This is a genomic window from Brevibacterium sp. 239c (assembly GCF_900169365.1).
GTDB lineage: Bacteria > Actinomycetota > Actinomycetes > Actinomycetales > Brevibacteriaceae > Brevibacterium.
Genome location: NZ_FXZH01000004.1, coordinates 163,832 through 187,615, shown reverse-complemented (window position 1 = coordinate 187,615; position 23,784 = coordinate 163,832). Strand labels below are relative to the sequence as shown.

24 protein-coding genes are annotated in these 23,784 nt (G+C 62.1%); 18 read left to right on the top strand and 6 right to left on the bottom strand.

Annotation, left to right across the window (positions count from 1 at the left end):
• Nucleotides 1-51 precede the first annotated feature (51 nt).
• Genes BSP239C_RS05630 through BSP239C_RS05615 form a run of 4 tightly spaced genes read right to left on the bottom strand, consistent with a single transcriptional unit; the run spans nucleotide 52 to nucleotide 2,189 of the window.
• On the bottom strand, nucleotides 52-237 hold the full coding sequence (locus BSP239C_RS05630) for a hypothetical protein (RefSeq protein ID WP_219618846.1): 186 nt from the start codon (nucleotides 235-237) through the stop codon (nucleotides 52-54).
• A 44-nt stretch (nucleotides 238-281) separates the two neighbouring features.
• A complete protein-coding gene (locus BSP239C_RS05625) occupies nucleotides 282-1,301 on the bottom strand; it encodes a GNAT family N-acetyltransferase (protein WP_101570759.1) in 1,020 nt (339 codons plus the stop codon).
• A gap of 31 nt (nucleotides 1,302-1,332) precedes the next feature.
• On the bottom strand, nucleotides 1,333-1,521 hold the full coding sequence (locus BSP239C_RS05620) for a hypothetical protein (protein ID WP_101570757.1): 189 nt from the start codon (nucleotides 1,519-1,521) through the stop codon (nucleotides 1,333-1,335).
• A complete protein-coding gene (locus tag BSP239C_RS05615; protein ID WP_101570755.1) occupies nucleotides 1,521-2,189 on the bottom strand; it encodes a DUF1707 domain-containing protein in 669 nt (222 codons plus the stop codon). Before BSP239C_RS05615 ends, BSP239C_RS05620 begins: the two co-directional genes overlap by 1 nt.
• Before the next feature lie 158 nt (nucleotides 2,190-2,347).
• Here BSP239C_RS05615 and BSP239C_RS05610 point away from each other — a divergent pair, with 158 nt between their 5' ends.
• The 15 genes from BSP239C_RS05610 (at nucleotide 2,348) to BSP239C_RS05545 (ending at nucleotide 19,239) form a co-directional block, all read left to right on the top strand.
• Nucleotides 2,348-5,719, top strand: coding sequence for a DNA polymerase III subunit gamma and tau (locus tag BSP239C_RS05610; RefSeq protein ID WP_101570753.1), 3,372 nt, complete (start codon nucleotides 2,348-2,350; stop codon nucleotides 5,717-5,719).
• A complete protein-coding gene (gene recR / locus BSP239C_RS05605) occupies nucleotides 5,716-6,321 on the top strand; it encodes a recombination mediator RecR (protein ID WP_101570751.1) in 606 nt (201 codons plus the stop codon). Before BSP239C_RS05610 ends, recR begins: the two co-directional genes overlap by 4 nt.
• Before the next feature lie 223 nt (nucleotides 6,322-6,544).
• Nucleotides 6,545-7,231 (top strand): DUF2975 domain-containing protein, encoded by a 687-nt coding sequence (locus BSP239C_RS05600; RefSeq protein ID WP_180958933.1) that lies wholly within the window; start codon nucleotides 6,545-6,547, stop codon nucleotides 7,229-7,231.
• Nucleotides 7,231-7,464 carry a helix-turn-helix transcriptional regulator gene (locus BSP239C_RS05595; RefSeq protein ID WP_101570748.1) on the top strand — a complete coding sequence of 78 codons (234 nt, stop codon included), beginning with the start codon at nucleotides 7,231-7,233 and terminating at the stop codon, nucleotides 7,462-7,464. Before BSP239C_RS05600 ends, BSP239C_RS05595 begins: the two co-directional genes overlap by 1 nt.
• Nucleotides 7,465-7,733: 269 nt before the next feature.
• Nucleotides 7,734-9,062 (top strand): aspartate kinase, encoded by a 1,329-nt coding sequence (locus BSP239C_RS05590; protein WP_101570747.1) that lies wholly within the window; start codon nucleotides 7,734-7,736, stop codon nucleotides 9,060-9,062.
• Nucleotides 9,059-10,111, top strand: coding sequence for an aspartate-semialdehyde dehydrogenase (locus BSP239C_RS05585; RefSeq protein ID WP_101570745.1), 1,053 nt, complete (start codon nucleotides 9,059-9,061; stop codon nucleotides 10,109-10,111). The genes BSP239C_RS05590 and BSP239C_RS05585 overlap by 4 nt, the downstream gene beginning before the upstream one ends.
• 269 nt (nucleotides 10,112-10,380) lie before the next feature.
• Nucleotides 10,381-11,409, top strand: a complete 1,029-nt coding sequence (locus BSP239C_RS05580) for a metal ABC transporter solute-binding protein, Zn/Mn family (protein ID WP_101570743.1) — start codon at nucleotides 10,381-10,383, stop codon at nucleotides 11,407-11,409.
• A 2-nt stretch (nucleotides 11,410-11,411) separates the two neighbouring features.
• Nucleotides 11,412-12,281 (top strand): metal ABC transporter ATP-binding protein, encoded by an 870-nt coding sequence (locus BSP239C_RS05575; RefSeq protein ID WP_101570741.1) that lies wholly within the window; start codon nucleotides 11,412-11,414, stop codon nucleotides 12,279-12,281.
• Entirely contained in the window at nucleotides 12,281-13,192 is a 912-nt protein-coding gene (locus BSP239C_RS05570) for a metal ABC transporter permease (protein ID WP_101570739.1), read from the top strand. The genes BSP239C_RS05575 and BSP239C_RS05570 overlap by 1 nt, the downstream gene beginning before the upstream one ends.
• A 53-nt stretch (nucleotides 13,193-13,245) precedes the next feature.
• Nucleotides 13,246-14,202 carry a metallophosphoesterase gene (locus tag BSP239C_RS05565; protein WP_101570737.1) on the top strand — a complete coding sequence of 319 codons (957 nt, stop codon included), beginning with the start codon at nucleotides 13,246-13,248 and terminating at the stop codon, nucleotides 14,200-14,202.
• 55 nt (nucleotides 14,203-14,257) lie between these two features.
• Complete coding sequence (locus BSP239C_RS05560; protein WP_101570736.1) at nucleotides 14,258-16,597, top strand: transglycosylase domain-containing protein; 2,340 nt, start codon at nucleotides 14,258-14,260, stop codon at nucleotides 16,595-16,597.
• A 243-nt stretch (nucleotides 16,598-16,840) separates the two neighbouring features.
• Nucleotides 16,841-16,996: a hypothetical protein gene (locus tag BSP239C_RS20690; protein ID WP_180958932.1), complete on the top strand. Its 156-nt coding sequence runs from the start codon at nucleotides 16,841-16,843 to the stop codon at nucleotides 16,994-16,996.
• A 41-nt stretch (nucleotides 16,997-17,037) separates the two neighbouring features.
• Nucleotides 17,038-17,511, top strand: a complete 474-nt coding sequence (locus BSP239C_RS05555) for a RidA family protein (RefSeq protein WP_101570734.1) — start codon at nucleotides 17,038-17,040, stop codon at nucleotides 17,509-17,511.
• Complete coding sequence (locus BSP239C_RS05550) at nucleotides 17,501-18,478, top strand: hypothetical protein (protein ID WP_101570732.1); 978 nt, start codon at nucleotides 17,501-17,503, stop codon at nucleotides 18,476-18,478. Before BSP239C_RS05555 ends, BSP239C_RS05550 begins: the two co-directional genes overlap by 11 nt.
• Nucleotides 18,475-19,239, top strand: coding sequence for an MBL fold metallo-hydrolase (locus BSP239C_RS05545; protein WP_101570730.1), 765 nt, complete (start codon nucleotides 18,475-18,477; stop codon nucleotides 19,237-19,239). The genes BSP239C_RS05550 and BSP239C_RS05545 overlap by 4 nt, the downstream gene beginning before the upstream one ends.
• 199 nt (nucleotides 19,240-19,438) lie before the next feature.
• On the opposite strand, the gene BSP239C_RS21055 is transcribed toward BSP239C_RS05545, so the two are convergent.
• Both BSP239C_RS21055 and BSP239C_RS05535 read right to left on the bottom strand, forming a co-directional pair.
• Nucleotides 19,439-19,573, bottom strand: a complete 135-nt coding sequence (locus tag BSP239C_RS21055; RefSeq protein WP_257930094.1) for a hypothetical protein — start codon at nucleotides 19,571-19,573, stop codon at nucleotides 19,439-19,441.
• Between the two features lie 164 nt (nucleotides 19,574-19,737).
• Nucleotides 19,738-20,415, bottom strand: coding sequence for a Crp/Fnr family transcriptional regulator (locus BSP239C_RS05535; RefSeq protein WP_101570727.1), 678 nt, complete (start codon nucleotides 20,413-20,415; stop codon nucleotides 19,738-19,740).
• A gap of 246 nt (nucleotides 20,416-20,661) precedes the next feature.
• Between BSP239C_RS05535 and nth the strand changes: the two genes are divergently transcribed.
• From nth to BSP239C_RS05520, 3 genes are all read left to right on the top strand, one after another.
• On the top strand, nucleotides 20,662-21,402 hold the full coding sequence (nth, locus tag BSP239C_RS05530) for an endonuclease III (RefSeq protein ID WP_101570725.1): 741 nt from the start codon (nucleotides 20,662-20,664) through the stop codon (nucleotides 21,400-21,402).
• On the top strand, nucleotides 21,399-22,181 hold the full coding sequence (locus tag BSP239C_RS05525; protein WP_101570723.1) for a CoA pyrophosphatase: 783 nt from the start codon (nucleotides 21,399-21,401) through the stop codon (nucleotides 22,179-22,181). The genes nth and BSP239C_RS05525 overlap by 4 nt, the downstream gene beginning before the upstream one ends.
• 77 nt (nucleotides 22,182-22,258) lie before the next feature.
• Nucleotides 22,259-23,749, top strand: coding sequence for a DUF222 domain-containing protein (locus BSP239C_RS05520; protein WP_101570720.1), 1,491 nt, complete (start codon nucleotides 22,259-22,261; stop codon nucleotides 23,747-23,749).
• Nucleotides 23,750-23,784 lie beyond the last annotated feature (35 nt).

Below are 23,784 nucleotides of genomic sequence, written 5' to 3'. Positions count from 1 at the left end.
GCACCTCAGACTTCGCGAATTTCAATCCCTCGGGAGCATCCCGAGGGATTGTCATGTCCGGCCGTGATCGTCTCCGGAGCTCCGCCGGTGTTCTTCCGAGGCGAACGGGTCGCGAGGGCGTGAGCGTGCTGCGTCCTCTTCGAATCTGCGGCGACTTGCCGCGCGTCGGCGAACGACGATCACCGTGATGAGGATGACGATGATGAACACCAGGGCGGTGATGAGGATGTCTGACACAGGTGCCTGCTTCGCTTCGATAGCCGGGGCTTTCACTGCACAGTTTAGTCGACTCGCCCTTCGAGCGCGGTCATGGAGTCTGCGGTGTAGAAGCCGAGATCTCGGTTGAGTGAGTGCATCGGCGAATTGCTTGTGGCCGTGTAGGTCTGGACCCATGAGGCTTCGGCAACTTCCGGTATTTCGTGGAGTTGGCGCATGTTCGCGACCTTGAGCCCGCGTCCGATGCCGCGACCACGGTATTCGCGGTCGACCAGGGTGTCCTCCTGGATGACGATGTCGGTGTCGTGGCGGGAGACCATGATCTCTGTGTAGCCGACAGGGACTGGAGCGTCGGAGTCATCGTCGACGTGTGCAATCGAGCTGACCAAGATCCAGCCCTGGTCCGCCATCCGCTCCTCATGCGTGCGGATGGCGCTCGCCCCGGCATGTTTGAGCGTGCGGGTAAGGTCACCGACGGGCACGTCCTCGTCCATCTGCTGACGCAGCCGCGCCCAATCCTCGACCACCTCCTCCGGGCAGCCGCCGATCCACGAAGTGATCGACAAGTTTGGATCAGGGGCCCTCACCAGTCCCGGCGTCTCATCCGGGTTCTTGTAGCGGTTAGCATCGTCACGCAGGTAGTCCGGCAGATCAAGCAGGAGTCGATTTTCCTGGATACCGATGCTCAGGCCCAAAGTTTGGGCGAAGGCGACGCCTTCCGGGCAGTAGGTTTCGGTTTGGACGAGTTTCGTGCGTCCTCGCAGCAGGTCCTTGACGACTCGGGCAATCGAGGTTCCATGACCTTGGCGCCGGTGGGCAGGCAGAACCCCGATCTCGACATCGGCGGGAGCATCGGTGACGATGTTGATCTCGGCACCGCCGATGGCCTCCTCGCCGAGGTGGGCCAGGAATGCGATGTCGGACTTGTCCGAGCGTGGGTGGGCGAACTGGGTGAGGGTCGACTCGAGGCTCTGCCACCAGGCGGCGGTGCGGTCCCCGTTATAGGCCTCGCGCATGAGCGCATGCCAACGCGTGAGCCCGTCGACATCGTCGGGCTGGATGCGGGTGATCTGGACATCGACCATGATATGAGTCGAACACGGGTCGATCCGGATTTCAAGGGCTCTGGTGCGGGTCTGAGTCGTCCTCAGGTCTCGCCTCGGCGGTGGGGTCCTCTTTGGGCAGGCGAGAGCCGATGTGTGTGCCGGGGCGATTCATCACCCGGTAGACGAGGAATGCACCCGCGCTGAAGACCACGATTATGGTCAGGGTCAGGAAGATGACTGCTGCGAGGCCGGGTTCCATTACTTGGCCATCCGACGGCGGTCGAGGAAGTTCGCGAAGCGGGCACGGAAGGACCCCATGCCGATCGAACCGCTGACTTCGACGGTGGGTTTGCGGCCCTCTGGAATCGCGTTGACCACGGATTTCACCGAGCCCCAGGATTTGGACAGATTGTCGACGTTGACGGCCCAGTCATTGGGAATGACAACGATCACGGATCCCATGCCTGCAACGATTTCGACATCGATGACCTCGAGGTCGGTCTCAACTTCGAGGAAGTTCAGCTCGATGTTCGATCCTGTCGGGTGGCAGCGAATGGAGGGTGGGACCTGCCATTTGGCGCGGCGCAGCTCTGGTTCCCAGCCGGCCTTGATGACCAGGGGCTCTCCTGCCGCCATGGCCCGGTCCGCTGGAGTCGATCTGGTCAGGGAGGAGCCGGGGCGGAAGCGATCGGAGGGCAGGTTGGTGGTGAGGTCGGAGAGGACCTCGTCGAGGTCGATCGGAAAGCGTGCGGCCTGAACCTTCTCCATGCGCTCGTCCAGCTCTTCAACCGTGATCCGGCCGTCCCCGGCGGCTTCGCGTAGGACTTCGATCGCATCGTCGCGCTCTTTGTGTCCGATGCGGTAGGTCTTCGCAGGATCGGTTTCGGCAGGGTCATTGTCAGGGGAATCGGGGGCGGAGTGGCTCATAGCCTCTATCGTGCCCGATTCACACTGCCGCTCACAACGAAGAATTCCTCTTGATCACGGACTGGAGGGCGCAATGCCCCGGCATCGGGCTGAAGGTCACCATGGCTCTGAGGAGCGGGCGCGTGTGTCGTGTCAGCCGTTGGCATTAGGCTGTGCATGTGTCCACCGCACTGTACAGAAGATACCGCCCAGAGACCTTCGATGAGGTCATCGGTCAAGAGCATGTGACCGATCCGCTGAAGGCCGCGATCGAACGTGGCCGCATCAACCATGCCTACTTGTTCTCCGGCCCCCGTGGCTGTGGCAAGACCACCTCGGCACGGATCCTGGCGAGGTGCCTCAACTGTGCCAAGGGGCCGACTCCCGTGCCCTGCGGTGAGTGCCCGAGCTGTGAAGATCTGGCCAACGGCGGCCCCGGATCCCTCGACGTCGTAGAGATCGACGCGGCCAGCCACAACGGTGTCGACGATGCTCGTGACCTGCGTGAGCGTGCAATCTATGCCCCGGCGCGTGATCGGTACAAGGTCTTTATCCTCGATGAGGCCCATATGGTGACCTCGCAGGGCTTCAACGCTCTGCTCAAGATCGTTGAGGAACCGCCGCCTCACATCAAGTTCATCTTCGCGACGACCGAGCCTGAGAAGGTCATCGGCACGATTCGCTCACGGACTCATCACTACCCGTTCCGGTTGGTCCCGCCCGAGGCTCTGGGCAACTACATGGAAGATCTGTGCAGCCGTGAAGGCGTGCAGGTCGCTAAGGGTGTGCTGCCGCTCGTCGTCCGAGCCGGTGGCGGATCCGTGCGTGACACGTTGTCCGTGCTCGACCAGCTCATAGCAGGTTCGGGCCCCGACGGGGTCGACTACGCCGGAGCCATCGCACTGTTGGGCTACACCCCTGACTCTCTGCTCAGCGACATCGTCGACGCCTTCTCCGCCGGCGACGGCGGCGGTGTGTACCGTGCTGTCGAGCGAGTCATCGAATCGGGACAGGATCCGCGTCGCTTCGTCGAGGATCTCCTCGAGCGCGTGCGTGACCTCATCGTCATCAACGCTGCCCCCGAGGCGGCTCATGCCTTCCTGCCGGAGGTCCCTCCCGACCGTCTCGAACGACTGACTCTGCAGGCCAGAGGCTTCGGTCAGGGCGAGCTCTCTCGTGCGGCGGACCTGCTCAACCAGGGCCTGACCGAAATGTCTGGTGCAACCTCGCCGAGGCTGCAGCTCGAGCTCATCTGTGCACGTATTCTTCTGCCCGGGTCAGGTCGCAGCCGTGACGCCGTGCTCAGTCGTGTCGAGCGGATGGAGCGCCGGATCGGCATGTCCGCATCGGGAACGGCAGCGAATATTCCTCCTGCCCCGCAGGCGGACGCTGCCCAGACGGATGCCGGTGTCCAGCAGCGAGAAGCCGCACCACAGACAGCTGGCGTCTCACAAGCCGGAGCTGCCCCACACGGTGCAGGGCAGAACGCTGCAGCACAGCCGGGTTCGGCGGGGCCAGCGCAGAGTCAGGGGCGGCCAGCGCCGGGTCAGACTCCTGCGCAGCAGTCCTCTAGTCCGGCACCGCGCGATGATTTCGATGATCTTGCCGAGATGGCTGTCGCTGCGGAATCCATGCTCAACGAGACACCGACCTCGAGTCTTGCCGACAGTCCTCAGGAGACCCAGTCGTCGCTGCCCGAGGAAGAACCTCGGGAGCAGCCCGTGGAACAGCCTCGTGAACAGCCCGCGGCCGAGACTGCTCCCCAGGAGCAGACTTCTCGGCCCCGGGCACAGACGAATCAGGCTCCGGAGCCGGAGAGTCAGACACCGGAACCGGAGAGTCAGGTTTCTCAGCCTCCGATTGCACAGGCACGAACGCCTCAGCCCCAGCGTGAGCAGGAGACGAGTGCGCCGTCTTCAGAAACAACTCCGGAAGCAGATTCTGTCCCGGAGAATGTCGCTGTGGCCGGTGCGGGCAACATCGGTGGCGAAATCGAAGCGATTCGACGGGCCTGGCCGAGTATCCTTGCCGCGGTCGAGAAACGCAGCCGCCTGACCAGAGCGATCATTGCTGCGAATGCGATTCCTCAGTCGTACTCCGATGGTGTTGTCTACCTCGGGTTCAACAACGCTGGTTCGGTTCAGGGCTTCCAGCAGAGAGATCACGCGGCGAAGCTCGCGATGGCGATCAACGATGTTCTCGGCATTCAGGCACGCATCGACATCGGCGATGTCGGCCGTATCGGCGGGAACTCGAATCAGTCGGACGCCGGTGGCGGGACTAGCGGCAAGGGTGCCTCGGCACCGCCGATGAACGAGACCAACAATCGGGGGCCAGCACCTTCGCAGAGACGACCCAGCCCACAGGAAGTGGCCGCGGTCGTCGGTACTCGCGAGGTCGACAAGCCACAGGTGGATCATGAGAAGTTCTGGGAGACCAGTGGCTCTCCTCAGGGCCCCTGGTCCGATGACGACGAGGAGGGAGAACAGCCGGCGACACACGAAGCACCACAGTCACCGACTGACTCCGCACCGGCAAGCGGGCCCACTTCGGCCCAAGAGTTCACGGCGGCCGACCCTTCGGCCTCGGACAGTGATGCCCTTACGGCCGACCAGCCGTCCATGCCCGAGGAGCCAGCGGCGTCCGCTGATCCAGTGCCAGAGGCGTCGGCTCCACTGGCACCAGGGGCTGACGAATCAGGCGCTGAAACTACAGCGGCAGGCAAGTCCACATCGGACGAATCAGGCTCGGATGAGTCAGCCCCGGACTCGGATATCGTCGTGCCCGATCTCTCTGACGATGACTTCTTCAGTAGTCCCTCCGGCTACGTGTCCGATGAACACTCGGCACCGGAGGGCCCAGGGGCTGCCGCGCCCCAAACGCACACCGCGTCGCAAACGCCCGCTGTCTCGCATTCGGACCAGGATGCGCCGATGGAGTATGTGCAGCCGCGGTGGGAGGAGCCGACCTGGCACGATGGGTTAAACGACGACCCGAGCGATGGGGCACCGAACCTTGGTGATTCCCCAGACCGCGCAGCTCAGCCGACCGATCCAAGCGACGGGGCCACGAGTGCGGGTTCGGGTGCAGTGGAGGTCGGGGCACCGGTTGTGCCTCCACCGGAGGACGATGATCTCGACTTCCTCGGTGACTACGCGGATGCAGATATGGGACTGTCGGATTCTGCGGCACAGCCATCCGCGCAGTCACAGCCTCATGCACCACCGTCGCAGGCTGCACGGCCGCAGGGACACGGGGGTTCGAAGCCTTTCAAGTCCCGTTTCGCTGCTCTTGCCGAGAAACACGGCGGCAGTACTCCACAGCCTCCGGTTGCGTCGGGGGAGAGCGGGTACCCGCAGAATGCGAACGGTTCGTTTAACGGACACTCCGGGACTGACGCCAACGCGGATGCTCAACCCCAGAGTTCCGGTGCCGCCGAAGACGAATATGATCCGGAGGCGGACCTCGACGTCTCGGAGGCTCCACAGATCGGCGTGGCCGTGATCGCACGAGTCCTCGGCGGCGAAATCATTGATGAAAGAGAAGTATGAGCGCGGTTTACGAAGGTGCCCTGCAGGACCTGGTCGAGGAGTTCGGCAAGCTTCCGGGCATCGGCCCGAAGTCTGCGCAACGGCTGGCGTTCCACATACTCCAGTCCGAATCGGCCGATGTCAGCGCCCTGGCTCAGGCTCTGACCGATGTGAAGAAGCGCGTGCGCTTCTGCGACATCTGCGGCAACGTCTCTGAGGAGACAGAGTGCACCGTCTGCCAGGACCCGCGTCGTGATCGTTCGATGATCTGCGTCGTCGAGGAACCGAAGGACGTTGTCGCCATCGAACGCACCCGCGAGTACAGGGGCCTCTATCACGTCCTCGGCGGCGCGATCGACCCCATGGCGGGAGTCGGCCCCGACAACCTGCGCATCAAGGAACTGATGCCGCGTCTGCAGAACGGCGAAGTCAAGGAATGCGTCATCGCCACCGACCCCAACCTCGAGGGCGAAGCCACAGCCACCTACCTCGTGCGGCTGCTCAACTCACTGGGTGTGACCGTGACGCGGCTGGCCTCGGGACTACCCGTCGGCGGTGACCTCGAATACGCGGATGAAGTCACACTCGGCCGTGCCTTCTCCGGTCGCCGCGAAATGGACTGATCCGGCTCCACAGCACCATCCCTGCCGTACGTCTTCTGTTGCCAGAGATCGTCTCCTTCCATTAGCGGTCTTCCTGTCTGCACCCTTGACGCCATATCGATTATCGTGAAATATGTTGTTTATCGATATATCGAGTAACGATAAGCAATCGTGAGTCGAGATGGTGGATCAGGGTCACATTCTGAGGGCCCGCAGGGATTCGCCGAAGAGGATAGGCGGAACCATGACGCAGGACAAAGGACAGGGCGAACTGCCTGAGGAGCCCGACGGTACGGTCACTGACAATCTCAAGGGCGGCGCGAAGTCCAGGGGCAGAGAGGCTAAGCGCAAGGCATTCGGCACAGGCTACGAACTCTGGGTCGGGCTGGCGATCGGATTCTATGTCGTCTACGCCGTCACCGAACTGATCGGGGATTTTGTCCACTCAGAAATTAAAGTGCCACTGCGCTTCGAATCCAATGGGGTGGCAGCGCTTGACTTCCCGTCGGCTGCCGCGACACTGAGCGGATTGACCCAGATTACGGTCTCAACGTCCGAATTGGCAGTCGCGACACTGGTGCTTCTGCTCATAGCCAAGATTGCGTTCATCCTCACGTTCTTTGCGGGCGCAGTTGCTATTGTGCCCGTCATCAGGGACATCGCGGCCGGAACTCCCTTCACAGCGCGGTCGATCAAAGCGCTGTATGCACTCGAATGGGTCGTCGCAATGGGGTGGCTTCTCTACTTCATCACCATGCTGCTGGGCAGCAACATGGTAGCCCGCGACCTCGACATCACTAAGGAGGTCAACGCTGGCATCACCACCATGCAGGCATTCCTGGTCCTGGGGGTCCTCGGTGGCGTTGAACTCCTTCGTCGGTGCTTTATGTCCGGCCGAGCAGCCCAGGAAGAACTTGAGGGGTTGGTCTGATGGTCGAGGAATTCGAATCACTGCACGTCGTCTGTCATCTTGACTCACTGCTGACGCAGAGGGGGCTGACACTTACCGAGTTGTCGAAACTCGTCGACGTGTCTTTGGCCAACTTGTCGGTGCTCAAGAACAACCGCGCCAAAGCCATCAGATACTCCACGCTCATCGCACTGTGCCAGGTGCTGGATTGTCAGCCTGGCGACCTGTTCACCGTCAACGTTCGACCCGACTGAGACGAGCCGAGAGCAGCACCGGCCGAACGCCCGAGAACGCCAGCAGCACAGGGATCCAAGCGGATCTGCAACGCGAACTCCGAGGACCCGAGCAGTGTCTGAATGGCGGGCGAAGGTGAAGTGAAGTGGCTGACCTCATACAATGGTCGAGGTGCCGGAGAGCCGACACGGCTGAAATCCTGATCGATGCAAGCACGAGATAACCATGTTTGGAAGCATGGAATCGATCGCCCGGCACGGAACTTATCAGCGATAAGGAAGAGACTGCAGTGAGCATAGTCGTCCAGAAGTTTGGCGGGTCCTCGGTAGCCGATGCGGAATCGGTGAAGCGGGTGGCCAAGCGAATTGTCGAGAACCGTCAGGCCGGTCACGAGGTTGTTGTCGTGGTGTCGGCCATGGGAGACAGCACCGACGATCTCATCGACTTGGCCCAACAGGTCTCTCCGATGCCCCCAGCCCGTGAACTCGACATGCTGCTCACTGCAGGTGAGCGCATTTCCATGGCAGTACTGGCCATGGCGATTGCCAACCTCGGCGAGGAAGCACAATCATTCACCGGTTCGCAGGCCGGTGTGATCACCGATGAGCAGTTCGGCAAGGCGCGCATCATCGACGTCACGCCAGGTCGCATCCGCTCGGCACTCGACCAGGGATATGTCGCCATCGTGGCCGGATTCCAGGGGGTCAGTCAGACAGCGAAGAACATCACCACACTGGGACGCGGCGGATCGGATACAACTGCGGTTGCCCTTGCTGCGGCATTGGGTGCCGACGTGTGTGAGATCTACACCGACGTCGATGGTGTCTTCACCGCCGACCCCCGCATCGTGCCGAGCGCACACAAGATCGATGAGATCGGTTACGAGGAGATGATGGAGATGGCGGCCTCGGGCGCCAAGGTCCTCATGCTACGGTGCGTCGAATACGCCCGCCGCTACAACGTGCCGGTGCACGTGCGGTCCTCATTCTCACGAAATCAAGGCACCTGGGTGACCGACTCACCCATTCCTGAAGCCTTCCGGCCGGCAAAGGGATCGAAGGCCCCGGCACCAGCGGTATCAGAAACGGAGTCCAACATGGAACAGGCAATCATTTCCGGAGTCGCCCATGATCGCTCGGAAGCCAAGGTCACGATCGTCGGCGTTCCCGACGTTCCCGGCAAGGCCGCCGAGATCTTCACCACCATGGCCACCACGGAGATCAACATCGACATGATCGTCCAGAACATCTCCACGCGCGAGCCCGGCAAGACGGACATCTCCTTCACCCTGCCGATGGATGACGGCGCCAAGGCGCTCGAAGCCCTGGACGCGGTGAAGGCCTCGATCGGCTTCGACCAGGTGCGCTACGACGACCAGATCGGCAAGCTCTCCGTCGTCGGTGCGGGCATGCGCTCTCACCCCGGCGTGACCGCCATCCTGTTCGAGGCCTTGAGTAATGCCCAGGTCAACATCGACATGATCTCCACTTCGGAGATCCGCATCAGCGTCGTCACACGAGCAGACATCCTCGACGACGCCGTCCGTGCCGCGCATGCCGCGTACGGACTCGACAGTGAAGACGACGAAGCAGTGGTTTACGGAGGTACCGGACGATGAGCGTTAATATCGGAGTTATCGGAGCAACAGGCCAGGTAGGCGGCGTCATGCTTGACCTGCTGGCAGACAATCCTGGATTCGAGATCAACAGCCTGAGGCTCTTCGCCTCGGCGAGGTCAGCGGGCAAGGTCATCGAGTTCAACGGTGAGAAGATCACCGTCGAAGATGCCGCCGAGGCGGACCCCAGCGGGCTCGACATCGCATTGTTCTCCGCCGGTGGAGCCACATCCCGTGCCCAGGCGGAGCGATTCGCCGCAGTGGGCGCCATCGTCGTCGATAACTCTTCGGCCTGGCGCTCGGACCCTGATGTTCCCCTGGTCGTCAGCGAGGTCAACCCGGAGGCTCTCGACACACTGCCCAAGGGCATCATCGCCAACCCGAACTGCACCACGATGGCTGCAATGCCGGTCCTCAAGGCGCTCGATTCCGTCGCTGGCCTCCAGCGACTCATCGTCAGCACCTACCAGGCAGTGTCCGGTTCAGGCGTGAGCGGAGTCGAGGAACTCGCCGGTCAGCTCGAGGCCGGCGTCGCCGACTCCCGCAAGCTAGCTCGCGACGGCAGTGCCGTGAACCTGCCTGCCCCGGACAACTACGTCGAACCAATCGCGTTCAACGTTCTGCCCATGGCCGGGTCCATCGTTGATGACGGTGAACTTGAGACTGACGAAGAGAAGAAGCTGCGCAACGAGAGCCGCAAGATCCTGGGCAAGCCCGATCTCCTCGTGGCAGGAACCTGCGTGCGCGTTCCTGTGTTCACAGGACACAGCCTGAGCATCCACGCGGAGTTCGACTCCGAGATCACCCCTGCCAAGGCCACGGAAGTGCTCTCCGAGGCGCCCGGGGTCGAGCTTGATGATGTGCCCACACCGCTGAAGGCGGCAGGCAAGGATTCAAGCTTCGTGGGCCGTATCCGCGCCGACCAGTCTGCCCCGGCAGGCAAGGGTCTCGTCCTGTTCGTTGCCAACGACAACCTGCGCAAGGGTGCTGCTCTGAACACGGTTCAGATCGCGGCGCTGCTGGCGAAGAAGGTCGAGTCACAGGCGGCCTGAGCTCTGAGCTGAAACGAACCGCCCGGGAGCCGATGCTCCCGGGCGGTTCGACGTTGCGCGGCCCGGTGCGCAGCTGGCGATTAACGCGGAGTCGGAATTCATCGTCGCCGGCGACGATCTTTTCGAGATCGGCGTTGATCGACCCCCGACAGCGGTACACATAAACAAGTTGCTATATATAAATATTTATATTAGTGGTGAGCCTTCGGCCTGAGTAATGTGAACGTCGTTGACATACCGATCTTCGCTCACTCTCTGAAAGGCACTTCATGCGCTCTTCCCTACTCGGCATCATGTCCGGGGCTATCGCTCTGAGCACTGTTGCCGCACTGAGCGGGTGCGGAGGGCAGGCCTCTGGGTCCACAGAGCTCTCGGTCGTCGCCTCAACCAACGTCTACGCCGACATCGTGTCCCAGGTGGCGGGCGACTTCGCGAAGGTGAGTGCGGTCATCGACGATCCTAATCAGGATCCGCACTCCTATGAGGCGACGACACATGACCGGCTGATGTTGTCGAAGTCCGATCTGGTCGTCCAGAACGGCGGCGGCTATGACTCGTTCATGACCACGATGCTTGAAGCATCCGACGTCGAGGTCGACACCATCGACACAGTCTCGATCTCCGGACTGCCCGGTTCTGAAGGTGTCGGCAACGAATCGCATGAGCACGGTGATGAGGAAGCCAGCGGTGGCGGCCACGTCCATGATCATGGCGAAGAAGAAGGCCACGATCATGGCGACGAAGGCCACGATCACGCACACGGGGAGTTCAACGAACATCTCTGGTATTCGGTCCCCACGATGACGAAACTCGTCAACGAGGTCGCGACCCACCTCGGCGAGGCGGATCCCGAACACAAGGATGACTTCGCAGCCAACGCAGACGACTACACGAAGACGCTGGAGAAACTGCAGTCACAGATCGATGACGCTCGGGACCAGCATGAGGGTGATGAGGTTGCGACCACTGAGCCCGTGCCGCTGTGGCTGTTTGCGGACATGGGACTGAAGAACATCACCTCCGATGAGTTCCTCGAAGCCGTGGAGGAGGGCAATGATGTGCCGCCGCTGGTTCTGAAGAAGGCCGAGGAACAGATCTCATCTGGTGACGCGTTGCTGCTTGGGTACAATACTCAGGCGGCAGGTCCACAGGCAGAGCAGCTGAAATCCACGGCTGAGGAATCCGATGTTCCGGTCGTCGACCTCGGTGAGACGATGCCGGCCGGTGCGCATTATGCGACTTGGATGGGCGACTACATCACCGAAATCTCCACTGCGCTCGAAGGACATGAACACTGAGAATGGCCCCTGATCCCGACGTTTCTCCCCAGCAGACCGCAGGTGCCGAGCACCCACCGGTGATCCGTCTGCGCGATGCCGAGCTGCGGTTCGGAGAGCGTGTGCTCTGGCACGACCTCGACCTCGATGTCTCACCGGGGGAGTTCGTGGCGGTGCTGGGCCCGAACGGGACAGGAAAGACCTCGCTTCTCAAGGTGCTGCTGGGCCAGCATGCGCTGTCCACCGGCTCGGCCGAGGTCAACGGCAGGCACGTCCACGCGGGAAACTCGGCCATCGGCTACATTCCCCAGCAGCGCGGAATCGATCCGCACACCCCGATGCGCGGTCGCGATCTGGTCCGGATGGGCATCGACGGCCACCGCTGGGGGCCAGGTCGGTTCTTGAAGCGACGTCGCCAACAGGTCGATGAACTTCTTGAGTCAGTCGGTGCCTGCGATTATGCAGACGCTCCGGCCGGGACGCTTTCCGGCGGTGAGCTGCAGCGCCTGCGCGTGGCTCAAGCCCTGGCCAACGATCCTTCAGTGTTGCTGTGCGACGAGCCCTTGCTGTCCTTAGATATCCATCATCAGAAGGTTGTGGCCAGCCTGCTCCATGAGCAGCGACTCAAACGCAACACTGCCGTCGTCTTCGTCACCCACGAGATCAATCCGATACTGCCCTACGTCGACCGGGTGCTCTACATCGTCGGCGGCCACTTCCTCGTCGGCACTCCCGCCGAGGTGATGACCACCAAATCGCTGACCCGGCTCTATGGTTCCCCGGTCGAGGTGGTCCGCGTGGGCGGGCGACTCATCGTCGTCGGCGGCGAAGCCGAATGCGTTGACCACCACATCCACGAGGATGAGATGAGCACGGAACGAGGTGCGATCTGATGACGGCTCAGGAGATCTTCGGCAGTCTGTTCACCTTCGAGGACTACAGCGAATTGGTGGCGCTGCTGTCCAACTCGCTCATCGCAGCCGGACTGCTCGGCGTCGTTGGGGGTCTCATCAGCGTCTTCGTGATGGCCCGCGACATTCCCTTCGCCGTCCACGGAGTCTCCGAACTCTCATTCGCCGGTGCCGCGTTCGCTCTTCTTATCGGTTTCGACGTGGTGGGCGGATCCATCTTCGGCTCGATCATCGCCGCGCTCATCATCGGCGTGGGAGGGGCCAAAGCATCAGAGAAGAACGCCATCATCGGTGTGCTCATGCCCTTCGGCTTGGGCCTCGCGATCTTGTTCCTCGCTCTCTACGATGGCCGTGCCGCCAGCAAATTCGGGCTGCTGACCGGCCAGATCGTGGCAATCACGCCGGGCCAGATCATGACTCTCGTCGTGTGTTCGCTGATCGTGCTCCTCGTCCTCGTTGTGATCTGGCGGCCCCTCATGTTCGCCAGCCTCGACCCCGAGGTGGCACGTGCCAAAGGTGTGCCGGTGTCCGGGCTGACGATCGTGTTCATGCTTGTCCTCGGCCTGGCCGTGGCGTTGAGCGTGCAGGTCGTGGGCGTCCTTCTGGTGCTGGCTCTGCTCATCACTCCGGCCGCGGCGGCCACCCAGCTCTCGGCATCCCCGGTGTGGGTTCCGGTGCTCAGCGTCATCTTCGCCGTCTCGTCCTCCGTCGGTGGAATCCTCATCGCACTCGGCTCTCCGGTCGTGCCGATCAGCCCGTTCGTCACCACGATCTCCTTCCTCATCTACGTCGTCTGCCGTCTCGTTGGGCAGCGCCGGATGAAGCATCTGCATCGTCGCCGCACGGCGCGTGCCGCCGATGAGCATGAGAAGCCGGTGGCGTTCCCCAGTTGAGCCCGGTCCCAACTGGGCGAGTGCAGACCCTGAGTCCGACTAGAGTTGGACGAATGAAGAAGCGTGCACTATTCGCCGGAGCCCTCGCGATCCCCGCGGCGGCCGGCATCTGGGGTGCGGTCATCGAACCGCACCTCTTCGCCATCCGACGCCACACCCTGCCGATCCTGCCTGCCGGGGCAGAGCGCATCAAGATGCTGCACGTCTCTGATCTGCATCTGGCCCCCTGGCAGAAACACCGGGCCGCCTGGGTCAAGGCGCTGACACGCCTGGAGCCAGATATCGTCGTCAACACCGGGGACAACCTCTCTGCCGATATCGTGCCGGACGTCCTCGACGTCTTCGACGGACTCCTCGATGTTCCCGGCGTCTTCGTCCTCGGGTCCAACGACTTCTTCTCACCCACGGCCAAGAATCCAGCCAAGTACCTGCGCTCACCCTCTGAGGTGAAACACCGCGTCGAGCCCGATCTTGATGTCAAAGCGCTTATCCGCGGGTTCGAAGGCAGTGACACGCCCGCTGCGTCCCGGGGATGGCACTTCCTCGACAACGCCGAGGCGACCATGAATATCCGTGGGACCCGAATAGATTTCTGCGGGTTGGGTGACGCCCACATCGACCGCGACAGGATCCGGGTCAGCCCCGAGGAGGGGTTCAGCGACGACGTCGCCGCAAATGGCGAGAGTCTTGCGTCTCCGCGGTTTGCCGCCGAGGCGGGCGTGAAGGTGGGCGTGACCCATGCGCCGTATTCGCGCACATTGGAGGCGTTCGCCTCGGCGGGGGCCGACCTCATCATGACCGGGCACACTCACGGGGGACAGATCCGAGTGCCGTTCTGGGGTGCACCGGTAACGAACTGCGACCTCGATCGGACACGCGCGAGAGGTCTGTTTCCCTACCGGAAATCTCTCGTCGAAATATCCGCAGGATTGGGATTCTCGCCCTTCTCACCGGTGCGTTTCGCCTGCCGTCCCGAGGTCAGCCTCCTGACCTTGGTTCCCAGAGCCTGACGTTCTCAACGATTTTTGAGAATTTGCACAACTCATATTAGTTAAACTGGTTGGCATGGTGTCTCCTGAGTCAAATCCGAATCCGACCAAGGCCGGTGCGTTCCTCCAGTTCGTCGCAGTGAGTGCGGTGGCAGGAATCGTCGCAGCTGGTCTTGCCATCCCCGGAGTCGGTGTAGCTACTGCCAGCGCAAACAGTGCCGTCGAGATCTTCAACTCTCTTCCCGCGACCCTGGAGGTAGAGGATCTGGGGGAGAAATCGACGATGCTTGCCTCCGACGGGTCGGAGATTGCGGAGTTCTACTGGCAGAACCGCGTCGAGGTGCCCCTCGACAAGATCTCGAAGAACATGCAGAACGCCACGATCGCGGTCGAAGACTATCGGTACTTCGAACACGGCGGTGTCGATATCGAGGGCATCGCCCGTGCAGCGGTGCACAATATGGTGTCCTCGACGACGCAGGGCGGTTCAACGCTGACTCAGCAGTATGTGAAGAACGTGCTGGCAGAGAACGCCCATGCCAAAGAGAACAAAGAGGGCGTGTCTGCGGCCAAGGAGTCAGAGGGCACGGCCGGCTACGCACGTAAGCTGCGTGAGGCCAAGCTCGCTGTTGCAGTTGAGAAGAAGTATGAGAAGAAGGACATTCTCAATCGCTACATGAACATTAACAACTACTCCGGTTCACCTAACGCGTATGGAGTCCAGGCGGCGGCCCACAAATACTGGGGCATCGACGCGAAGGACCTGAATATTCAGCAGTCTGCGATGCTCGCCGGCATTGTGCAGAACCCTTCGGCCTTCAACCCGCAGCGGTTCCCTGACCAGGTGCTCAAACGCCGCAATACGGTGCTGGGACAGATGCTCAAATACAAGCACATCACTCAGAAGGAATACGACAAGGCGGTCAAGACCGACCTCGACCTCGACATCCACAAGACTCCCAACGGCTGTTCGGCGGCGAAGAACAACGCGGCATTCTTCTGCGACTACGTTGAAAACGTCATCAAGAACGACGACACCTTCGGCAAGACCGTTGAAGAACGCCTCGCCTTCCTGCAGCGCGGCGGACTGACGATCAAGACCAGCCTCAATCCTGACATTCAGAAGATCGCGGACAAGCAGATCAAGAGCCGTGTCCCCGTGGGCGATCCGTCCGGTGCCGGACATGCTCTGGTGACGATTGAACCGGGCACGGGCGAAGTCATCGCCATGGCCGAGAACCGCGAATACACGGTCGGTGATGTCAAAAAGAAGGATAAGAACAAGAAGACGTCCATCAACTACACCGTCGACCGGAAGCACAACGGCGGGGGCGGTTTCCAGGTCGGTTCGACGTGGAAGCCCTTCGTGCTGGCCACGTGGCTGAAATCCGGCAAGGGCCTCAACACCACAGTCAACGCCACGAAGCGTAACTTCCCAGCGAGTTCATGGAAGTACGATGGCTGCCCGAACATGGGCGGTGACTGGGACCCGAATAACGCTGGGGACGGTGAGGGCAAGGGCTCGATGACCGCGCTGGAAGCCACGAAGCACTCCGTGAATACCGGCTACGCAGCAATGGGCAACCAGCTCAACATGTGCAAGATCATGGACACAGCCATGGACCTGGGCATTCGCTACGGCAGCGGCGAGAAACTCGATTTCAAGAACAAGCAGGGATTTATTCAGGCGCTGTCACCGTCGTCGATCCTGGGTACAACAGAGACCACCCCGATCGCCATGGCAGCGGCATTCGCCGCTTTCGCCAACGAGGGTGAGTTCTGCGGTCCGAAGCCGATCACTTCGATCAAGGACCGTAACGGCAAGAGCATCGATGTGCCCGGTGAAGGCTGCAAGCGAGTCCTCGATAAGGAGGTCGCCAAGGGCGTTGCCTACGCTCTGACGCAGACGTTCAACGGAGGCACCACAAGTCAGCTGAAGATCGGCGTTCCGGCGGGAGCCAAGACTGGTACTACGAACTTCGATGTCGGACACACCTGGCTGCTTGGCTTCACCAAGACACTGTCGACCGCCGTGTGGACCGGTGACCCCGTGGGCACTCGCGACTGGCGGACTAACGGTCAGGGTGCGGTCCGCGGCTTCGTCTACGGTGCCACGATCTCCGGTAAGACCTGGCAGGCATATATGAGCCAGGCTGTGAAGGAGACCAAGGGCAACACCGGTTTCCCCAAGCCGAGCGGTAAGTACATGGGCGGTGGAGGCTCCGGCGGCGGAGGTGGCACCGGCGGCGGTGGCACCGGCAGCCAGAACGGTGGCGGCGGCAACGGCGGCGGTGGAACCGGCGGCGGTGGCGGCGGCAGCAACAACGGCGGAGGCGGCACCGGTGGCGGAGGAGACGGCGGTAACGGCGGCGGTGGCGGCGACGAGGACGAAGCACCGGGCCTCGGCGGCAACTGAGTGCCGGGCATCCTGAGAGACAACGGGGTGGGACGATCTTTACGATCGTTCCACCCCGTTCTCGTCACTGTGGGCTTTCACACTGTGGCACGGCTGGCTGTGGGGCTGCGGGTTCTCGGCTAGTGTTGGAAACGACGAAGATCGCCGGTCGCGCTCGTGCAGAACGATCGGCGTTTCGTCCATGCAGACGCTCGCTCCGGTGACGCATCGGGGACGCGGGCACACAGATACTCAAGGAGAATCATGACCAAGTGGGAATACGTCACAGTGCCGCTCATCGTCCATGCGACGAAGCAGATCCTCGACCAGTGGGGCGAAGACGGCTACGAGCTCGTTCAGGTTATTCCGGGTCCCGACAACAACGGGCTCGTGGCCTACCTCAAGCGCCCCAAAGCCTGAGCACCCAACTGACTTGAAACACCCTCATCGAAGGACCTACCATGTCGAAGACCCTAGACCGCATTGCTGAACTCGGTCTCACCCTGCCCGATGTCGCCGCACCCGCCGGCGTCTACGTACCGGCGCTGCGCACCGGCAACTACGTCTACACCTCGGGCCAGCTGCCCGTCGTCGATGGGAAACTTCCCGCGATAGGCCACATCGGCTCGGATGTCGATCTAGAGACCGGGTACGACCTGGCACGGACCGCAGGACTCAACGCTCTCGCAGCGGTTGCCGGCGTCATCGGCGACCTCGACAAGATCGTCCGCATCGTCAAGGTCACCGGGTTCGTGAACTCGGCCGATGACTTCACACAGCAGCCAGCCGTCATCAACGGAGTCTCCGAACTCTACGGTGAGATCTTCGGCGACCGCGGCCAGCACACGCGCAGCGCCGTTGGTGTGAACACTCTTCCTCTCGGCACCCCCGTCGAGGTCGAGGTCGTCGTCGAGGTCGAGGACGATGCCGTTTAACGGACGTACCCTGGCCGTCTCGTCGGAGCTGCGTTGGCTCTTGGACCAATGGCAGTCCGACGGGCGGTTCCCGGTCCCCGAAGCACCACGCCCCGCCTCGGCGATCGTGCTGATCAGGGACTCCCTCGAAGGCTTGGAAACCTTCATCACCCGACAACTTGATGCCAGAGGAGTCGAAGACCGTAACCGCTGGGCCTACCCGGTCAGCAATCTGCGTCTCGGCGACCTGCGCAACCTGCCGCTGGCCGGATGGAACTCGGCTCGCTGCGCACGGACTCTGAGCATCGAGAACAAGTCACGGGCACTGCACCACTTCTCAGCAGCGGCCCGCATCTCGTTCGCCGCAACGGGGGTCCTGCTGGCCGAAGACGTCGACCGTGACATTGTCGCCGCACCCCAGACCGATTGGCGCGGAACACGCTCACGGCTGTTCTCCAGCGAAATCTCCTGGTCTCAGATCCTGCGCGAACGTGATCTCAAGCTGCGTCCGGATCTCTGCAAACCCTGGCTGCGGTGGATCAACACGCCAACTCAGCTGCATCGCTTCGATACCACCTATTTTGTGGCCACAGTGCCCTTCGGCCAGGACATCGACTTCCTCTCTCCGAATGAGACCTCGGGCGGGTGGAAACGGCCAGCAGACATCCTCGCCGAGGCCGGTGGGGACCCCGATAAGATCAGCGCGAGCACACGCATCATCGCCGAAAGCCTGGTCGATGTGCCCAGCGTGGGAGCCGCCATGGCCCAGGTCCGTGACCTGCATCCGCTGCGGCCCGAGGTCACCGATGACGACGGCGAATGGCGAGTCGTCATCCACCCGGGACGCGACCTCTACCGAAAAGGCACTCTGCGTGACTATGCGGTCGCCGTCGGCGATGACGAGAACGACCAGAGTCCAGGGTTCCTATCCCAGAGCGACGATGATAACAATGCCGAAACCGGCGAGGAAGAGACCGAGCAATCATGAGGATCCGCGCGAACAACCCATCCCCGATGACGCTGACGGGCACCAACACCTACGTCATCACCTCAGCCGACGACACTTCGGCAGTACTCATCGATCCGGGCCCCGAACTGGCTGAGCACCGGGAAAACTTTCTGGCTCAGATCGGTGAGCGGAAGCTCTCAGCCATCATCCTCACCCATCAGCATGCCGACCACTCGGAGATGCTGGGCAGCGTGGAGGCGTGGGCACCGGACGTGCCCGTGTACGCAGTTCTTGAGAAGTTCTCCCGCCTGAGCTCTCCTGTAGCCGATGGTGACATGATCGTATTCGGCACTGACACGGCCGATATGATGGAGGTCGTGTCGACGCCGGGGCACACGATGGACAGCATCAGCCTCATCCACGATCACGTGCTCTACAGCGGCGACACAGTGCTGGGGGAGGGGACGACGATCGTCACCCACCCGGAAGGGTCTCTGAGCGACTACCTTGAGTCACTCGACCGGCTGATCCGATTCCACGGTGACGGTGTGTTCGTGAGCATCGAGCCGGCTCATGGCCCCACGATCGAGTCTCCCGCCGAGGTTCTCGCCTACTACCGAAGCCACCGGCTTGAGCGGATCGACCAGGTCAAGGCAGCCCTGGCGCAAGGAGCGAGGACCGCATCTGCGGTCTGCGACATCGTCTACCACGACGTTGATCCCAGCGTCCGTGGGGCAGCCGAGCAGATCGTGCGGGCGCAGCTGAACTACCTCGGCGCGCTCATGCCCGAGGACGGATGAGCGGCGGTCGGACGAAGCGACGGTCAAGACGGCGAATCTGGGCCAGTCCGTGGCTGTATCTCGGGCTCAGCGTGCCTGCCATCGTGCTCACGCTCTTCCACACGTGGGGCCTCGGATACTCGCTGAGCAACCGCGGCAGCCCTGATCAGCCATGGTGTCCCGCCACGCCAGAGGGCATACCTCTCGAGCATGGACTCGGTTATGACACGAGCTTCTTCCCGCCGGGGATCAGGTGCAGCGTCGGTGCCACTGGAACCGAATGGTCGGACGAACGCTTCACTGTGCTGCCCCTCGACTTCACGATCATGTCCGTCGCCGGGATAATCGCAGTCATCAGTGTGATCGTCCTTTTCCGGAGGGCAACAACCTCCCGGCTTCTGACCGACTCATAAAAACCTTCTCGCCGACTCTTAAAACAAGGAACTCCCCAGCCATAAAGCTGGGGAGTTCCTTGTCGTGCGACCGCGGCTTGAGATCTTAGCCGCATTCGCGCAGTGATCAGCGGGCGCGGTTGCGCATGCGCTCCATGTCGAGGATGACGACGGAACGAGCCTCGAGGCGAATGAAGCCGCGAGCTGCGAAGTCGGCGAGGGCCTTGTTCACGGTCTCACGTGAGGCGCCGACGAGCTGTGCGAGCTCTTCCTGCGTCAGATCGTGTGCGACGAGGACACCGTCCGGTGCCGGCTTCGAGAAGCGAGACGCGAGGTCCAGCAGAGCCTTGGCAACACGACCGGGGACATCGGAGAACACGAGGTCGCCCACGGTCTCGTTCGTACGGCGCAGACGCTGTGCGAGAGCCTTGAGCAGGTTCATTGCGGCCCGGGGACGCTCATCGAGCCAGGTCGTGAGGTCCTCGTGCTTGAGGCTGAGCAGCTCGGACTGAGAGACAGCGGTGACGGAGGTCGAGCGTGGACCCGGATCGAAGAGGCTGAGCTCACCGATGATCTCGCCCGGCCCGATGACCGAGAGCAGATTTTCGCGGCCGTCGGAGGACTCGCGGCCGATCTTGAGCTTGCCACTGGAGACGATATAAAGTTCGTCACCGGCATCGCCCTCGTGAAAGAGCACGGTTCCCCGACGGAGACTCCGCGGGTTCATGAACTTCATCAAAGCGCTCGTCGATTCATCGTCCAAACCTGCGAAGAGCGTTGCGCCCCGCACAACTTCAATATCCACTGTGTCCTCCTTGTCGTGGTAATCACAGATAAATCTACCTGGTCAACGGTGCTGATACCAGCAAAGGCGCGGGAGTTTGCGGCATTAGTGCAAAACAAGGGGTTTTGCTTGCGTTTCTTCCGCCCTCGCCGAGGTGGGCCACGGTTGCGTGCGAACGTTCCCGTTCGCCGGGTCAGTGTAGGGCCACCTCGGCGATGTGAGGCACGCAACTGCGGAAATCCGGGGCACGGATTAGGATGGTGAGTCGTGTTGACGGTGGCAGAGAAGAGCGCGCGGAAGTTCGCCAAGGAAACCCCATTGGGCAAGACCCGACGGGCCAGGAAGATTCATCGCATCCTCGCGGAGGTGTACCCGAATGCGAAATGCGAGCTCGACTTCGAGACCCCGTTCCAACTCCTCATCGCCACGGTCCTTTCCGCGCAGACCACAGACATCAGGGTCAATGCGGTGACACCGGGACTGTTCTCTGTCTTCCCTGATGCGCACAGCCTCGCGGTGGCCAACCTCATCGAGGTCGAGGAGCTCATCCACTCGACCGGCTTCTACCGGGCGAAGTCCCGCAACATCGTCAAACTCGCCAACGAACTCGTCGACACCTACGACGGCGAGGTTCCGAACTCCTTGGACAAGCTGGTCAAGCTTGCCGGTGTCGGACGAAAGACCGCGAATGTGGTGCTCGGCAACGCGTTCGACACCCCCGGCCTGACCGTGGACACGCACATGGGGCGATTGGCACGCAGGCTCGGCTGGACCGACGAAAGTGATGCGGTCAAGGCCGAACACGACATCGCGGCACTGTTCCCGAAAAAAGAACTGACCCTGCTCTCCCACCGCGTCATCTTCCACGGACGGCGCATCTGCCACTCGCGCAGACCCGCCTGCGGAGTCTGCCCACTGATGGCTTTGTGTCCCTCGTTCGGGACCGGGGAACTGGATCCGAAGAAGGCGCGCGCGATGCTCCGATTCGAAATGGCGCCTGAAGCATGAGCGCCGAAGCGTATGAGCATTCGCAGGTGGGACAGAGTTTGACCGGGCAGGGAACCTCTGGGCAAGGGATGAGCGGGCATGACTCCGTCGCACACGATCAGACGCTGCGAACCCAACTGGAACACCTGGCTGCCTCGAATGGTTCACCCGAATGGCTGCGACTCGCTCAGGCTCCCGACGACGGTTCGGTGCATGATGCCGCCGTCCTCATGCTCTTCGGCAGGGGAGGGCAACCGCGCACAGACGCCGGCCGAGCCGAGTCATCACGCTTGGCTGACTTCGGCGTCGACGATGTCGATATCGTCTTGCTCCAGCGGGCCAGCACGCTTCGCAACCATCCCGGGCAGGTGGCTTTTCCCGGTGGCGGGCGGGACCCGGAAGACGACTCCTTGGCCGCTGCGGCACTGCGTGAGGCGCAGGAGGAAGCTGGGATTGTGCCCTCGACGGTCGAGGTGCTCGGGCAGATGGACTCGCTCTACATTCCCGTCAGCAAGTTCCAGGTCACCCCTGTCATCGGGTACTGGGCGCAGCCGGGGGCGGTGCGAGTGATGGACAAGTCAGAGTCGTATTCCGTCTACCGAATCTCTGCCGCTGACCTGGTGGCACCGGCCAATCGGGGCACGTTCTCCCGGCCGGATCTGAAGCTCACCACTCCGGCCTTCGACGTCGGAGTGCTCAAGGTGTGGGGCTTCACAGCGGGCATCCTCGACTTCGCTCTCGATCACCTCGGCTGGGCGACGGACTGGGACCGCGACGTCCATATCGATATCGACTTCTGAGGCCGGTGCTTCCTTCGTTTCGGCGGTGAGGGCTCGCGGCAAATGTCGTGTCATCGGCGAGTACTAGCCTGTTTGGTATGGAAGCAGAGACGGTTCCCGACGTCACCACCGAGATCCACCGGTGGCATGAGGTGCTGTCGAATCTGCCTCCGGCCCTCAGCGAGGTTGAGGCGATCGCTCGGATCACTGCACTCGAGGAACTGACGTCTGCCGCGACCGCTGCCCAAGCCAGGGAAACCCTGACCTTCGACATGCACCGACGCAACAGCGAAGCCGAAGACGGAGTGCCAAGCAGAATGCAGGGCAAGGGTGTCGGCGCAGAGATCGCACTCGCCCGCAAAGTCTCTCGAGCCCGAGGCAGCACGCTGCTGAAATTCTCGCGCTCCCTGCTCATCGATCTGCCCCAGACTTATTCGGCGCTGAAATCCGGCCGCATATCCGAAGAGAAGGCTCGTGCCGTTGCGAAGGAAACCGATTGGCTTCCCCGGGACAAACGTCGACAGATCGACGAGCGGATGGCCGATCGCCTCGCTGAGGTGGGAGTCGGGCGGTTGGGCAACGAAGTCCGGGCTCTGGCACAGCAGGTCGACCAGAAGGCCGCCGTTGAGCACCTTGAGAAATGCACTGAGGAACGGGCAGTCTCGGTTCGTCCGGCCCCAGGCAACATGGCCTATCTCAGTGCACTGCTGCCCATGCCCCAGGCCGTGGCCGTCTACACAAACCTGAAGAAGTCGGCGGCCTCCCTGATTGGGACGGGAGATGCAGGCCAACGCTCACAGTCCCAGGTGATAGCGGACCTGCTCGTCGAGCGGACAACTGGCCAGGAGTGTGCCGCCGCGGTTCCGACCGAGATCCATCTTGTCATGAATGATGACAGCTTGGTGTGCGCCGGCGAGGAGCCGGCCTGGCTTCCGGGTTTCGGCCCCGTACCCGCTGGAGCCGCCCGGAAGTTCGTGGCAGGGGACGAAGCGGCCGTCTTCCTGCGCAGGCTCTATGCACGCCCCGACGACGGCCAACTGGTGCGCATGGATTCCCGGCGTAGGGAGTTCCCCGGGCTGCTGCGACGCATGATCGTCATTCGTGACGACGTCTGCCGCTCACCGTGGTGCGATGCACAGATCAAGCACGCCGACCATGCCAGAGCCTTCGCCGCCGGCGGCGATACGGATTGGGACAACGCCTCGGGCCTGTGCGCCGCCTGTAACTTCGTCAAGGAACTCAACGGTCGGAAGCACTTAGCGACTCCCGAGAAGCTGATTGTGAAGACCCCGACGGGCAACCGCTACGAGACCCGGACCAAACCCATCGACTCCCGCGCCGGCAAGTCCTCTGCAGTCGACAGTGAGGTTGAGGCAGCCGAGAGCAAACCTGGTGAGGTTGAGGCAGCCGAGGGTGAGTTCGACGTGACTAAGCGACGACGTCGCCCGGAAACCAGCCGGGCCCACGGCCCGCCGAAAAAACGAAGACAGCCACATGACAAGCCACGATCACGTCGCGAGAGCAGCCCGGTCGAATTCCTGTTCGGCGAAAAGATCTGCGCGTACATCATCACAATGCCTGCCGAGTGAATGCACTCGGCGGCGCCGGGCCGAGCCCGACGCCA

Bases quoted from the DNA above. Each gene is read 5' to 3' on its own strand.
- BSP239C_RS05625 (WP_101570759.1), bottom strand. From the start codon at position 1,301: ATGGTCGATGTCCAGATCACCCGCATCCAGCCCGACGATGTCGACGGG.
- BSP239C_RS05620 (WP_101570757.1), bottom strand. From the start codon at position 1,521: ATGGAACCCGGCCTCGCAGCAGTCATCTTCCTGACCCTGACCATAATC.
- BSP239C_RS05615 (WP_101570755.1), bottom strand. From the start codon at position 2,189: ATGAGCCACTCCGCCCCCGATTCCCCTGACAATGACCCTGCCGAAACC.
- recR (WP_101570751.1), top strand. From the start codon at position 5,716: ATGAGCGCGGTTTACGAAGGTGCCCTGCAGGACCTGGTCGAGGAGTTC.
- BSP239C_RS05600 (WP_180958933.1), top strand. From the start codon at position 6,545: ATGACGCAGGACAAAGGACAGGGCGAACTGCCTGAGGAGCCCGACGGT.
- BSP239C_RS05595 (WP_101570748.1), top strand. From the start codon at position 7,231: ATGGTCGAGGAATTCGAATCACTGCACGTCGTCTGTCATCTTGACTCA.
- BSP239C_RS05585 (WP_101570745.1), top strand. From the start codon at position 9,059: ATGAGCGTTAATATCGGAGTTATCGGAGCAACAGGCCAGGTAGGCGGC.
- BSP239C_RS05580 (WP_101570743.1), top strand. From the start codon at position 10,381: ATGCGCTCTTCCCTACTCGGCATCATGTCCGGGGCTATCGCTCTGAGC.
- BSP239C_RS05575 (WP_101570741.1), top strand. From the start codon at position 11,412: ATGGCCCCTGATCCCGACGTTTCTCCCCAGCAGACCGCAGGTGCCGAG.
- BSP239C_RS05570 (WP_101570739.1), top strand. From the start codon at position 12,281: ATGACGGCTCAGGAGATCTTCGGCAGTCTGTTCACCTTCGAGGACTAC.
- BSP239C_RS05565 (WP_101570737.1), top strand. From the start codon at position 13,246: ATGAAGAAGCGTGCACTATTCGCCGGAGCCCTCGCGATCCCCGCGGCG.
- BSP239C_RS05560 (WP_101570736.1), top strand. From the start codon at position 14,258: ATGGTGTCTCCTGAGTCAAATCCGAATCCGACCAAGGCCGGTGCGTTC.
- BSP239C_RS20690 (WP_180958932.1), top strand. From the start codon at position 16,841: ATGACCAAGTGGGAATACGTCACAGTGCCGCTCATCGTCCATGCGACG.
- BSP239C_RS05555 (WP_101570734.1), top strand. From the start codon at position 17,038: ATGTCGAAGACCCTAGACCGCATTGCTGAACTCGGTCTCACCCTGCCC.
- BSP239C_RS05550 (WP_101570732.1), top strand. From the start codon at position 17,501: ATGCCGTTTAACGGACGTACCCTGGCCGTCTCGTCGGAGCTGCGTTGG.
- BSP239C_RS05545 (WP_101570730.1), top strand. From the start codon at position 18,475: ATGAGGATCCGCGCGAACAACCCATCCCCGATGACGCTGACGGGCACC.
- BSP239C_RS21055 (WP_257930094.1), bottom strand. From the start codon at position 19,573: ATGACTGCGATTATCCCGGCGACGGACATGATCGTGAAGTCGAGGGGC.
- BSP239C_RS05525 (WP_101570723.1), top strand. From the start codon at position 21,399: ATGAGCGCCGAAGCGTATGAGCATTCGCAGGTGGGACAGAGTTTGACC.
- BSP239C_RS05520 (WP_101570720.1), top strand. From the start codon at position 22,259: ATGGAAGCAGAGACGGTTCCCGACGTCACCACCGAGATCCACCGGTGG.